Origin of the sequence: Streptomyces sp. ISL-10, assembly GCF_018614575.1 — a bacterium.
Taxonomy (GTDB): Bacteria; Actinomycetota; Actinomycetes; order Streptomycetales; family Streptomycetaceae; genus Streptomyces.
In genome coordinates this window covers 298,523-310,561 of the sequence record NZ_JAGGOJ010000007.1, presented here as the reverse complement: position 1 = coordinate 310,561, position 12,039 = coordinate 298,523, and the positions used below count along the sequence as shown (strand labels likewise).

10 protein-coding genes and 2 tRNA genes are annotated in these 12,039 nt (G+C 70.4%); 6 read left to right on the top strand and 6 right to left on the bottom strand.

The window, feature by feature from the left end:
• Positions 1–49: 49 nt before the first annotated feature.
• The 4 genes from hisN (at position 50) to J7E88_RS08050 (ending at position 2,310) form a co-directional block, all read left to right on the top strand.
• A complete protein-coding gene (gene hisN, locus J7E88_RS08065; protein WP_215178730.1) occupies positions 50–850 on the top strand; it encodes a histidinol-phosphatase in 801 nt (266 codons plus the stop codon).
• Between the two features lie 133 nt (positions 851–983).
• Positions 984–1,190 carry a protease inhibitor I42 family protein gene (locus tag J7E88_RS08060; RefSeq protein ID WP_215178728.1) on the top strand — a complete coding sequence of 69 codons (207 nt, stop codon included), beginning with the start codon at positions 984–986 and terminating at the stop codon, positions 1,188–1,190.
• 36 nt (positions 1,191–1,226) lie between these two features.
• The gene (locus tag J7E88_RS08055; RefSeq protein WP_215178726.1) at positions 1,227–1,637 is read left to right on the top strand and encodes a hypothetical protein; all 411 of its coding nucleotides are present in this window, start codon (positions 1,227–1,229) and stop codon (positions 1,635–1,637) included.
• A 274-nt stretch (positions 1,638–1,911) separates the two neighbouring features.
• Positions 1,912–2,310: a cyclic nucleotide-binding/CBS domain-containing protein gene (locus J7E88_RS08050; protein WP_215178724.1), complete on the top strand. Its 399-nt coding sequence runs from the start codon at positions 1,912–1,914 to the stop codon at positions 2,308–2,310.
• Between the two features lie 86 nt (positions 2,311–2,396).
• Here J7E88_RS08050 and J7E88_RS08045 read toward each other — a convergent pair whose 3' ends face one another.
• On the bottom strand, positions 2,397–3,848 hold the full coding sequence (locus J7E88_RS08045) for a catalase (protein WP_215178723.1): 1,452 nt from the start codon (positions 3,846–3,848) through the stop codon (positions 2,397–2,399).
• A gap of 161 nt (positions 3,849–4,009) precedes the next feature.
• Here J7E88_RS08045 and J7E88_RS08040 point away from each other — a divergent pair, with 161 nt between their 5' ends.
• Complete coding sequence (locus J7E88_RS08040) at positions 4,010–4,426, top strand: Fur family transcriptional regulator (protein ID WP_215178722.1); 417 nt, start codon at positions 4,010–4,012, stop codon at positions 4,424–4,426.
• Positions 4,427–4,592: 166 nt separating this feature from the next.
• Here the strand turns inward: J7E88_RS08040 and J7E88_RS08035 are convergent.
• The 4 genes from J7E88_RS08035 to J7E88_RS08020 all read right to left on the bottom strand — a co-directional run bounded on the left by J7E88_RS08035 (position 4,593) and on the right by J7E88_RS08020 (position 10,104).
• A tRNA-Met gene (locus J7E88_RS08035) sits at positions 4,593–4,666 on the bottom strand.
• A 67-nt stretch (positions 4,667–4,733) separates the two neighbouring features.
• Positions 4,734–6,887: a tetratricopeptide repeat protein gene (locus J7E88_RS08030; RefSeq protein WP_215178721.1), complete on the bottom strand. Its 2,154-nt coding sequence runs from the start codon at positions 6,885–6,887 to the stop codon at positions 4,734–4,736.
• A gap of 216 nt (positions 6,888–7,103) precedes the next feature.
• Positions 7,104–7,177, bottom strand: a tRNA-Met gene (locus J7E88_RS08025).
• Positions 7,178–7,218: 41 nt separating this feature from the next.
• A complete protein-coding gene (locus J7E88_RS08020) occupies positions 7,219–10,104 on the bottom strand; it encodes a UPF0182 family protein (protein WP_215178993.1) in 2,886 nt (961 codons plus the stop codon).
• A 136-nt stretch (positions 10,105–10,240) separates the two neighbouring features.
• Here J7E88_RS08020 and J7E88_RS08015 point away from each other — a divergent pair, with 136 nt between their 5' ends.
• On the top strand, positions 10,241–10,819 hold the full coding sequence (locus J7E88_RS08015; RefSeq protein ID WP_251022272.1) for a PPA1309 family protein: 579 nt from the start codon (positions 10,241–10,243) through the stop codon (positions 10,817–10,819).
• Positions 10,820–10,904: 85 nt separating this feature from the next.
• Here the strand turns inward: J7E88_RS08015 and J7E88_RS08010 are convergent, their stop codons facing one another.
• Positions 10,905–11,993 (bottom strand): PDZ domain-containing protein, encoded by a 1,089-nt coding sequence (locus tag J7E88_RS08010; protein ID WP_215178720.1) that lies wholly within the window; start codon positions 11,991–11,993, stop codon positions 10,905–10,907.
• Positions 11,994–12,039 lie beyond the last annotated feature (46 nt).

The window sequence follows — 12,039 nt, the reverse complement described above, 5'->3', positions numbered from 1 at the left end:
GCCGCCCCGCGCCCGGGAAGGGTGGTTTCCGCACCGATAGAGTGGCGACATGCCGGACTATCACGATGATCTGCGCCTCGCCCATGTCCTCGCGGACGCCGCCGACGCCACCACGATGGATCGGTTCAAGGCCCTGGACCTCAAGGTCGAGACCAAGCCGGACATGACCCCGGTGAGCGAGGCCGACAAGGCTGCCGAGGAGCTCATCCGCGGGCATCTCCAGCGGGCACGGCCGCGCGACGCGATCCTCGGAGAGGAGTTCGGCATCGAGGGCACGGGCCCGCGGCGCTGGGTCGTGGACCCCATCGACGGCACCAAGAACTACGTGCGCGGCGTCCCGGTGTGGGCGACGCTCATCTCGCTCATGGAGGCGGGCGAGGGCGGCTTCGAGCCGGTGATGGGCGTGGTGTCGGCACCGGCGCTGGGACGCCGCTGGTGGGCGGCGAAGGGCGCGGGCGCGTTCACCGGCCGCAGCCTGACGTCGGCGACGCGGCTGCGGGTCTCGAAGGTGGAACGGATCCAGGACGCGTCGTTCGCGTACTCCTCGCTGACCGGCTGGGAGGAGCAGGGGCGTCTCGACGGCTTCCTGGACCTGTCCCGGGCCTGCTGGCGCACCCGCGGCTACGGCGATTTCTGGTCCTACATGATGGTGGCGGAGGGTTCGGTGGACATCTGCGCCGAGCCGGAGCTTTCGCTCTGGGACATGGCGGCCCCGGCGATCGTGGTGCAGGAGGCAGGCGGGTCCTTCACCGGCCTCGACGGAACTCCCGGACCGCACAGCGGCAACGCCGCCGCGTCGAACGGGCTGCTCCACCGCGAGCTCCTCGGGTACCTGAACCAGCGGTACTGAAGCCACTTGCGGCTTGACCTGCGCGTTTCCCTCATCTCTCGGCGCGCACGCCCACCTTTCCAGGACGGACGTTGCGCCGCCTTCAAGCTGCGGCGACTCCGGGCCCGCCGCGTACGGCACCGACGACCGGATCGTGACCGTCGACCGCGGCGAGAAGTTCACGCTGAAGGTCCCGGCCGACCCCGAGCTCGGCCAGAACTTGTACCTGGCGAACCCCGGCGCGGACGTGGACGTCCTGGAGTACCGGGGCGACCGCGAGGACACCGGCGACGGTGACGGAACCCAGCTCTTCGACTTCACGGCGCTCTCGCCCGGGAAGGCGACGGTGAAGCTGGTGTGATCACCGTCCGCTGAGCCGGACCGGAACGGAACGACGATGGTCCACGACCGCTCCCCACGCACCGACGACGAGGTGCTCGCCGCCACCGACATCGAGGCGCTGCTGCGCCACGGCCTCAGCCGCGACACCTTCCGCACCGCGCTCTTCGGCGACGGTGCGATCGCCGCCGCCGTCACCCTCGACCGGCTCGGTGTGGTGCCGCGCTCGGTGAAGTACGTCGCGAAGATCGTCCGGGCCGGCGGCCTCGCGTACGCGGCCGGGCTGGCCGAGCCCCTGCCGTCGGGTGCCGCGTCCGCATGCCGGCGGGACTGGCTGGAGACCGCCGCGCGTCTCGCCGGCACCCCGGACGACGAGGCGCGCACCGCACGCTGGCTGGACACGGTCGCCGAGCTCATCGGCCTGCGCCGCGGCAGCCGGGCCGCGACGGCGGGGCCCGGTCCGGCCTGATCCGAACGAGAGGCCCTGGCCAAGACGCACGGGCCATTGGAGCCACGCCGTACTGAATCCTCACCTGGACACGCGGTACCGATGGATCAGGAATCATCCGTACGGACCCGATCGGCGCACGCCCGCGCCATCAGCGGCTTTTCGTGCGCGGCCCAACAGGCCGCGCACGCCCTCTTGCTGCCCCGGTTGCGGGCTGCGACTCTGAGAGTCCCCCACTTGTGAATTTGTGAATCGGTTCTCCAGCACCGATCCACCAAGGAGGTGGCTTTCGCCCATGCTCGTCCGTGACGCCATGAGCACAGTGGTCCTCACCATCGGACCCGCACACACACTCCGCCAGGCGGCCAGTCTGATGGCCGCACGACGTGTCGGCGCTGCCGTCGTCCTCGACGGCGATCTGGGACTCGGGATCCTCACCGAGCGAGACATTCTGAACTCGGTCGGCTCGGGCCAGAGCCCGGACCTGGAGACCGCAGGGACGCACACCACCACCGACGTCGTGTTCGCCGCACCTTCCTGGACCCTGGAGGAGGCGGCCGAGGCAATGGCGCACGGCGGCTTCCGCCATCTGATCGTGATGGACAAGGGCGGCCCGATCGGCGTCGTCTCGGTCCGCGACATCATCCGCTGCTGGGCCCCGGCCCGGAGGCATGTGGGCTCGGTCGCCGGCTGACCGAGGCACGACGCATCCCTGAGCACGCCTGCAGAGGGCCGGATCCCCCTGGACAGGGATCCGGCCCTCTGCAATCGACAAGCGGGTCAGCCGCGCAGGTCCTGGACCGCGATCTCCAGCCGCTTGCCGAAGTCGCCGTCCGCCTGGCGGAAGTTGCTGATCGCGCGCTCGGCGATGTCGTCGCGCGAGACCTTGGCGATGAAGCCGGCCAGGTTGTCGATCAGACGGCTCTTCTCGTCCTCGGACATCAGGCGGTACAGGTTGCCCGCCTGCACGAAGTCGTTGTCCTCGGAGTGGATGGGCGCCGGGTGGTCGCCGGTCACGCCGGTCACCGGGACGGGCTGCCACAGCGCGCGGTCGATCTGGTGCGGGCCGCCGAAGCTGTTGGGCTCGTAGTTCTTCGCGCCCTTGTGACGGCCGTCGTAGAGGAAGCCGTCACGGCTGTTCGTCCGCGCCTCGGTGGCGTGCGGGCGGTTCACCGGGAGGTGGTCGGCGTTGATGCCGACGCGGTAGCGGTGGGCGTCGCCGTACGCGAAGAGGCGACCCTGGAGCATCTTGTCCGGGGAGGGACCGATGCCCGGCACGAAGTGGGCGGGGCTGAAGATGGACTGCTCGACCTCGGCGAAGATGTTCTCCGGGTTGCGGTTGAGCTCCAGCTTGCCGATCTCGATCGGCGGGTAGTCCGCGTGCGGCCACACCTTCGTGAGGTCGAACGGGTTGAAGCGGTAGGTCGCCGCGTCGGCCGCGGGCATGATCTGCACCTGCACGGTCCAGGTCGGGAACTCGCCGCGCTCGATGGCCTCGCGCAGGTCGCGCTGGTGGGAGTCCGGGTCCTCGCCGGCGAGCCTGTTGGCCTCGGCCTGGGTGAGGTTCTTGATCCCCTGGTCGGTCTTGAAGTGGTACTTGACCCAGAAGACCTCGCCGGCCTCGTTGTTCCACTGGTAGGTGTGGGAGCCGTAGCCGTTCATGTGGCGGTACGAGGCGGGGATGCCACGGTCGCCGAACAGCCAGGTCACCTGGTGGGTGGACTCGGGCGACAGACCCCAGAAGTCCCAGACGTTGTCCGCCTCCTGGCTGCCCGTGTACGGGTCGCGCTTCTGGGTGTGGATGAAGTCGGGGAACTTGATGGCGTCCTTGATGAAGAACACCGGGGTGTTGTTGCCGACGAGGTCGTAGTTGCCCTCTTCGGTGTAGAACTTCAGCGCCCAGCCGCGCGGGTCGCGGACCGCGTCCGCCGCGCCGAGGTTGCCGGCGACGGTCGAGAAGCGCAGGAACGTCTCGGTCCGCTTACCGACCTCGGAGAGGAACTTGGCGCGCGTCCACTGCGAGACATCACGGGTGAGCGTGAAGGTGCCGTACGCGCCGGCGCCGCGGGCATGGACGACACGCTCCGGGATGCGCTCGCGGTTGAAGTGCGCCAGCTTCTCCAGCAGCAGCTGGTCCTGGACCAGGACCGGACCGCCGACGCCCGCGGTCTCGCTGTTCTGGTTGTCGGCGACCGGTGCCCCGGCCTCCGTGGTGAGCGGTCCCTGCGTCACGTGCGCCTCCTGCGTCGTTCCTGCCCATTGATCAAAGTCAGCGCGACCTGCCCTTGGCGTGCGCTGGTCTCGATCCTACGATGGACTTTGTCTAAGTCAAGTTAACATCCAAAGTCACACCGGTTCGGGCCCTGGGTCCCTTCACTGTTAGGCTGGTCCTCATGAGTGACCTGTTGGAACGACTCCGCGGACGCGGCTGGCGCATGACCGCCCAGCGGCGTGTCGTGGCCGAGGTCCTCGACGGCGACCACGTCCACCTGACGGCCGACGAGGTCCACGCACGCGCCGTGAAACGGCTGCCCGAGATCTCCAGGGCCACCGTCTACAACACGCTGGGCGAGCTGGTCACCCTCGGCGAGGTGCTCGAGGTGTCGACCGACCGCCGCGCCAAGCGTTACGACCCGAACGCGCACCGGCCCCACCAGCACCTGGTGTGCGCCAGGTGCGGTGCGATCCGCGACGTGCACCCGGCGGGCAACCCGCTGGCCGACCTGCCCGACTCGGAACGCTTCGGCTTCACGATCTCGGACGTCGAGGTGACCTACCGCGGCACCTGCCCGAACTGCGCTGCCGCGTAGCACGAAACCACCGAGAAGGGCCCCGACGGAAACGTCAGGGCCCTTCTTCGTCAGGTCGTGGAGATCAGCCGGCGCGCCGCCGCACTCCGATCAGCGGGCGTGAACGCACCCGGCCTCGCAAATGACCGAAGACCCGGATCTCAAGGATCCGGGCCTTCGGTTTCAGTAGCGGGGACAGGATTTGAACCTGCGACCTCTGGGTTATGAGCCCAGCGAGCTACCGAGCTGCTCCACCCCGCGTCGGTGAACACCACCTTACGGGACCCCGGTGGACCAGCGCAAATCCCTTCCCCGCGGCCGGCTGCGGCTACGCGGTCAGCTCCTGGATCAGCGCCTCGCGCAGCTTCGCCGCCCGCTCGGCGACCTCCGCGGGACCCAGCTCGACCGCCCTGGCGCACCAGCGCTGCCCCTCGGCGAGCTCGCCCCTGCGGGCCGCGAGCAGCGCGAGCCGCAGCGCGGCCCTGCCGTGCCCGGCCCGGGCCGCCCGGGTCCACCACAGGGCGGCCTCGCGCTCACTTCCCTCGCGGGCCAGGAGCAGTCCGAGGTTGAACGCGCCGCTCCGGCTGCCCGCCTCGGCGGCCTCGCGGTACCAGCGGGCCGCCTCCGCCATGTCGCCGCGGGCGGCGGCGAGCATGCCGATCCGCACCTGGGCGCGGCGGTGCCCCTGCTCGGCGGCCCGCTCGTACCACTCCTCGCACTCGCTCTTCTCCGCCACCGGCTCACCGAGCGCCGGGGGCCCAGGCGGCGGCCGGCGCGCGTCGAGAACGCTGGCGAGCCGGAAGGCGGCCTCGGCGCTCCCGCCGCCCGCCGCGGACCGCAAATGGCGCTCGGCGGCCTGTTCGTCGCCCTCCTTGAGCCGGGCGATGCCGACCTGGAGCGCGGCTTCGGTGTGCCCGGCGGCCGCGGCCCGCTCGTACCAGGACAATGCGGTGCGGTCGTCGTCACGGCCGACGTGGAGGATGCCCAGGTTGAACGCCGCGTCGACGCTGCCCGCCTCGGCCGCCTTGGAGAACCAGGGCTCGGCGCCCGCGTGGTCCCCGGCCTGCAGGAGCAGCACGGCGAGCGCGTTCGCGGCCTCGCGGTGCCCCGCGTAGGCGGCGCGGCGGTACCACTGCTCGGCCTGGGCCGTGCGGTCCTGGGCGGCGCAGAGCAGCCCGAGGTTGTACGCGCCGTTGACGTCACCAGCGTCCATGGCCGCGCGGTACCAGCGCTCGGCGCTCTGCGCCTCGCCACGGGCGGCGTGCAGTGCGCCGAGGGCGTTCGCCGCATTGCCGTCCCCGTCCTGGGCGGCCCTCAGCCACCACACGGCGGCACTCTCCTCGTCACCCGCGTCGCGCAGCAGGAAGCCCAGCGCGCAGGCCGCCCGCGGCTCGCCGTCCTTGGCGGCCGTCAGGTACCAGCGCCCGGCCTCCTTCAGCTCGCCGCGCTTCTCCAGGATGGAGCCGAGATGCAGGGCGGCGCGCCGGTGCCCCCGGGCTGCTGCCTGCCGGTGCCACTGGGCGGCCTCGTCGAGCAGGTGCGGCCCGTCCTGGCGCGCGGCCCGCCCACGGGCGGCCTCCGCCTCGGCGAGCACGCGCAGTCCGGCGTCCGTCTGCCAGACGGCCTCGCCGGCCGCAGCGACGCGCTGCACGCCGTCGCCCGTCTCCCTCATCGCTTCCCTCGTCGCCTCGCCGCGCGCCTGGCCGCGCGCCTCGGCGGCGCCGCGGCCACGCCGAGCAGCGCCGGTGTGCGCGGGGCGCGGCGCGGGCGGGCCGCCGGGCACGAGCGGCCCAGCGCCCTTCCCCTTGCGCGCCTCGGCGGCGGCGCGGCGCTCAAGCGCTCTGGCGAGCCGATAGGCCGCCTCGCGGTGGCCCTGCTCGGCCGCCGTGCGCAGCCACCGCTCGGCCCCCTCCTCGCCGCGGTGCTCCAGCAGATCGGCCAGTGCGTACGCCCCGAGGGCATGGCCCTGCTCGGCGGACTGGCGCAGCCAGTACTCGGCGGCCGGTTCGTCGCCACGCTCGCGGAAGTGACGGCCGAGGGCGTGCGCGGCCGCCGCCGAACCGGCGACCGCGGCGATGCGCCACCAGCCGGCCGCCTCGTCCGCGTAGCCGCGCTGGTGCAGCAGGACGCCCAGGTTGTTGGCGGCCGCGCGGTCGCCATCGGCAGTGGCACCGCGCAGATAGGGCTCGGCGCCGTCCAGGTCGCCCCGGCGCAGCAGGAGCGCGCCGATCACGCTCATCGACGCCGTGTCGCCGCTGTCCGCGGCACTGCGGTGGCGCGCCTCGAGTCCGGCGGTCTCCTCGCCGTCGACGTGGTCCGTGGCACCGAGGCCACCCGTCATGACGACGTTGTCCGCGCGGCCGGAAGCGTCCATCGTGTCGACGGCGTCGACCGTATGGATCGCTTCCGCCGCGTCCCCGGCGTGCGGCTGCACAAACCGCCCTGTCTCCAACAGAGTTGCCCTGTCCCCCATAAATTCCATCGTCGCACCACCTGCAACCCGCGTACACCTGGTATACCGCAGCCAGTGAGGTCACTTCAGCGTTTTGTCGACATGCCCACAGAGAGATAAGTCAAACACGCTGCTCCCCAACTCTCGGCGAACGGCACGCACTTCGGGCGGACGAAGCCCTCGAACGTGTCGGCTCAGCACGAAGAGGGCCCGGATCCTCAAGGATCCGGGCCCTCTTCTTCGAAGTAGCGGGGACAGGATTTGAACCTGCGACCTCTGGGTTATGAGCCCAGCGAGCTACCGAGCTGCTCCACCCCGCGTCGTTGTTCCGTAAAGGTACCACGACACGGGGTGGATCCCGTCATCCGCCCTGGTCGGGCTCCCTCAGCCGGGCCTCGGCGTCCGCGGCTCGCTGGAGCGCCTCCTGCAGCGCGTCCTGCGCCTTGCCGTACGCCGTCCAGTCTCCGCGCTTCACGGCCGCCTCGCCGTCCGTGTACGCCTTCTGCGCGTCCGCGATGGCGTCCTGGAGCGCCGCGTCGCCCGTGGCGGGCGGGTCGGTGGGCTGCGTCGGCGGCTCGTCGGGCTCGGTCGGCGGCGTCGTGGTGTCATCGGGTGCTCGCTCGCCGAACACCTGGGACAGCGCGCCGCCGAGGTCGTCGGCGAAGCCGATCCGCTGGCCGTACACGACGGCGACCTTGCTCAGCAGCGGGAACTCCGAGCCGCGGCCCTGGGCGTAGATCGGCTCGACGTACAGGAAGCCGCTGTCCAGGGGGACGGTCAGCAGATTGCCGTACTTGATGGTCGAGTCGGCGCCCTTGAGGTCACGGACGAAGGTGGCGATGGGGTCGTGCCGGTTGAGCCGGCTCTGCACCTGCTCGGGACCGTCGACCTTGTCGTCCGTCACCCGCATCAGTCTGATCTTGCCGTAGTCGCGGCTCATGGCATCGGCGTCGACCGCCATGAACGCCCGCAGATTCGGCCGTCCACTGGGGGTGAACGTCGTCGTCAGCGCGAACTGCTGCCGCTCCTGCCCCGGCAGCTTCAGCGACAGGTAGTACGGCGGGACCGCGTTGCTGTCCGACCTGGTGGGGTCGTTCGGCACCTGCCAGGCGTCGCTCGCGTTGTAGAACGGAGCGGGCTCGGTGACGTGGTACAGGGACAGCAGCTCGCGCTGGACCTTGAACATGTCCTGCGGGTACCGCAGATGGGCCTTGAGCTCGTCCGGGATGTCGGCCTTCGGCTTGACCGTGCCGGGGAACGCCTTCTCCCACGTCTTGAGGACCGGGTCGTTCTCGTCCCACTCGTACAGGGTCACGGTGCCGTCGTAGGCGTCGACCGTGGCCTTCACCGAGTTCCGGATGTAGTTGACCTGGTTCTGCTGGGCGACCACCGCGCGCTGCCGGTCGGTCAGCGAGTCGGACGTGGTCTCCCCCAGCGTCGTACGCGACGCGTAGGGGTAGCCGTTGGTCGTGGTGTAGGCGTCGATGACCCACTGGATCCGCTTGCCCACGACGGCCGGATAGGCGTCGCCGTCGATGGTCAGCCACGGGGCCACGGCCTCGACGCGCTCCTTGGGCGTGCGGTTGTAGAGGATCTTCGAACCGTCGCCGATGGCGCCCGAGTACAGGATCTGCGGCTCGCTGAACGCCACTGCGTACGCGGCGCGGTTGAGCGGACCGGAGAGGTCGATGCCACCCTTGCCGGCGTAGCTCGTGGTGATCTGGCCGCCGCCGTCCTGTTCGTAGTCGAGCTCCTTCTGGGGCCCGCCCACGATCGAGTACTGCGTGGTCTTCTCGCCGTAGTAGATGCGCTGCTCGTAATCGCCGAGGCTGCCCTTGGAGGGCAGACCGGACTCGGTGAACTCCGGCGAGCCGCCGGTGCCCCTGGCCGTGTCCGTGCCCTTGGCGGCGACGGCGCCGTAGCCATGGGTGTACGTGAAGTGATCGTTGATCCAGTTGCGCTTGTCGACGCCCTGGAGGTTGAGCTCACGCAGACCGATGATCGTGTCCTGGCCCTTGTACCGGTCGATGTCCAGCGTGGAGGGGAACTGGTAGTACTTCCGCTCCTGCTCCAGCTGCTGGAACGTGGGCGAGACGATGTTGGGGTCGTTTATGCGGTAGCTGGCCGCCGAGTCGGCGTCCCTGCGCTGCTGCTCCCCCTCCTTGATCTGGCCGCGGCCCGTGTAGTCCGTCGGCTTCACGCCGTCGATGCCGTACGCCTTGCGCGTCGCCTCGATGTTCTTCCGGATGTACTCGGCTTCCTTGGCCTGCTCGTTCGGCTGGACCTGGAACTTCTGCACGATCGCCGGATAGAGCCCGCCGATCAGGATCGCGGAGAGGACCATGAGCCCGAAGCCGATCACCGGCAGCTGCCAGGTACGGCGCCAGAGCGTGGCGAAGAACAGTACGGCGCAGATCACCGCGATGCAGAAGAGGATCGTCTTGGCCGGCAGATAGGCGTTGGCATCGACGTAACGCAGGCCGGTCCAGTTGCTCGTGGCCTTGAAGTCGCTGGACTTGACCGCGAGTCCGTAGCGGTCCAGCCAGTACGCCACGGCCTTCAGCGCCACGAACAGTCCCAGCAGCACCGACAGGTGGCCGGTGGCGGCGCCCGTGGCCCGCGCGCCGGGGCTGGTGATCCGCAGCCCGCCGTACAGGTAGTGGGTCAGGGCGGCGGCGATCAGGGACAGCACGACGGCGGCGAAACCGAAGCCGAGCAGGAAGCGGTACCACGGCAGGTCGAACGCGTAGAACGCCACGTCCATCTTGAACTGCGGGTCCTTCTGGCCGAAGGGCACGCCGTTGACCCACATCAGCCACGTCCGCCACTGGCTGGTGGCGGAGGCCCCGGCGATGAGCCCGACGAGAGCGGTGATCGCGAGGAGCACCCACTTCTTGTACGGGGCGATCCCCATCCGGTACCGGTCGAGACTCTGCTGCTCCAGCGACATCGCGCTGAGCGGCGGCCGCAGCCGGTGCGCCAGCCAGATGTTCACGCCGACGGCCGTTGCCATGAGCAGGCCGAATACGGCGAACAGTCCGATCTTGGTCCACAGGGTGGTGGTGAAGACGGACGAGTACCTCACGGAGCGGTACCAGAGCCAGTCGGTCCAGAACCCGGCGAACATGACGAACACCATGGCCAGAGCGGCCAGGACGCCGAGTGTCATGAGCAGGGTGCGGACACGCCGGGACGGCCGGCCCACTCTCATCCGTGGCCCGGTCGGGCCTCCGCCGCGGTCCGGCATCTGGAAAGCCAACGTGCGCCCCTCGAAGTTCGCGGTCGTGTGAATCGGGCCCCGCGATCGTAGAGCCCACTGGTGCAACTTACTGAGGCTTTACCTAGTTCCCGTCGCGGGGCAGGAAGGAGGCAGGATATTGACCATGTCCAACGCTTCTGCCCCCGCCCCCGACAATCAGCCCCCCTCGGGCCCGATCGCCGCGAGCCCGCTCACCCGGGCCGTGCTCGAGATCGACGAGTACGCCGCCACCCTCGGCTGGGACCAGCCGGCCCGGCTGTTCGCGCTCGTCGACACCGCCCGGCTGCGCTCCCAGGAGCCGGGCCTCGCCGCTCAGCTCGGTCTCGACGAGGGCGACGCGGCCGCCCCGCTCACCCCTATCGAGCAGGACGAGATCCCGGCCGGCACCCCGCTCGACGAGTTCCTCGGCACGATCGCCTGGCCCGACGCGGTCGTCGGCTGCGCGCTGACGGTGGAGCGTCTGATGCTGCCTCCGTCCGCCGAGGCCTCCGTACCGGACGGTCTGGACGAGGCGGCCCTGACCAAGTGGGTCGCCGCCCACCCGGACCGCCAGGAGGTCCGGATGACGGTGGCCGTGCTCCGCGACGGGGCGCGGGAGTCGGCCCTGCGTCTGCGCGAGAAGGACTCGCCGAAGGAGGTGCTCACGGGCGGCGGCCTGGTGCCGGGGCTCGCCGAGGCCCTGTCGGCGACGTTCGAGGACTGATCCCGGGCCGCAGGGCCGGGACGTACGGCGGCCTCGCGCCGTGCGTCCCCGCCCCGGCCGTGCCGGTGCACCAGGGAGCGCGCCCTCAACCCTTGGAGCAGCTCGGCAGGCCCGCCGTGTCGCCCGAGCGGATCTTCGCCAGGGACTTCGTCGCGTCGGCGATGGTCTCGACCTTCACCAGCGTCAGGCCGTCCGGGGTGTCCGAGGCGGCGGATGCGCAGTTGTCGCCGGGGGTCAGGAAGTACTCGGCGCCCGCGTTGCGAGCGCCGACGAGCTTCATCTCGATGCCGCCGATGGGGCCGACCCGGCCGTTGTCGTCGATCGTGCCGGTCCCGGCGACGAACTCGCCCCCGGTGAGGTCCTCGGCGGTCAGCTTGTCGACGATGCCGAGGGCGAACATCAGACCGGCGCTCGGCCCGCCGACGTCGGCGAGGTGGATGTCGATGGTGAACGGGAAGGTGTGATCGGTCCCCGCCTGGATCCCGACGATCGCGCGGTCGTCGTCCTCGGCCTTCACCGTGGTGATCGTGACCTTCTGGGTGCCCTTGGGGTCCTTGCCCGCCTTCTCGGCCGCTGCGGCCACCTTGGCGGGGACGACGGTGAAGACGACCTCGTCGCCCGGCCGGTGCTTCACGACCTGCTCGGCGACGTCCCCGGGCTCCTCGACCTCGGTGCCGTCCACCGCGCGGATGACATCGCCCGCGTGCAGCCTGCCCTCCGAGGGCGAGCCCTTGACGACCGTGGCGACGACCACACGCGACTTCACCGGGATCTTCAGCTCCCGCAGGGCCGCCACCTTGGCGCTCTCCTGGGACTGGCTGAACTCCTCGGCGTTCTCCTGTGTGGACTGCTCCTCGGTCTTGCCGTTCGGGTAGAGCGTGTCGTGCGGCACGACCACGTTGTCGTGGGCCAGCCAGCCGTAGAGCGCCTCGACGAGGCTCATCTCGTAGTCCGCGCCGGTCACCCTGACGGTCGTCATGTTGAGGTGGCCGGAGGTCGGGAAGGTCTTGCGGCCGGAGATCTTGAGCACCGGCTCGCCGTCGGCGGAGCCCAGTGTGTTCACCGTCGGACCGGGCGACATCTCAGCGTACGGGACCGGGAAGAAGACGCCTGCGCAGAGAAGCGCGATGAAGACGAGGGTGGAGGCGAGCATCGTCGCAGTGCGGCGTGGCATGGAACGACAGTACGGGACGAGCCTGTGCGAGTACGGCCGGGGCCGG

Coding starts and splice junctions, on each gene's coding strand:
- J7E88_RS08020 (WP_215178993.1), bottom strand. CDS start 10,104: ATGCCGGACCGCGGCGGAGGCCCGACCGGGCCACGGATGAGAGTGGGC.
- J7E88_RS08010 (WP_215178720.1), bottom strand. CDS start 11,993: ATGCCACGCCGCACTGCGACGATGCTCGCCTCCACCCTCGTCTTCATC.
- J7E88_RS08040 (WP_215178722.1), top strand. CDS start 4,010: ATGAGTGACCTGTTGGAACGACTCCGCGGACGCGGCTGGCGCATGACC.
- J7E88_RS08055 (WP_215178726.1), top strand. CDS start 1,227: ATGGTCCACGACCGCTCCCCACGCACCGACGACGAGGTGCTCGCCGCC.
- hisN (WP_215178730.1), top strand. CDS start 50: ATGCCGGACTATCACGATGATCTGCGCCTCGCCCATGTCCTCGCGGAC.
- J7E88_RS08050 (WP_215178724.1), top strand. CDS start 1,912: ATGCTCGTCCGTGACGCCATGAGCACAGTGGTCCTCACCATCGGACCC.
- J7E88_RS08030 (WP_215178721.1), bottom strand. CDS start 6,887: ATGGAATTTATGGGGGACAGGGCAACTCTGTTGGAGACAGGGCGGTTT.
- J7E88_RS08015 (WP_251022272.1), top strand. CDS start 10,241: ATGTCCAACGCTTCTGCCCCCGCCCCCGACAATCAGCCCCCCTCGGGC.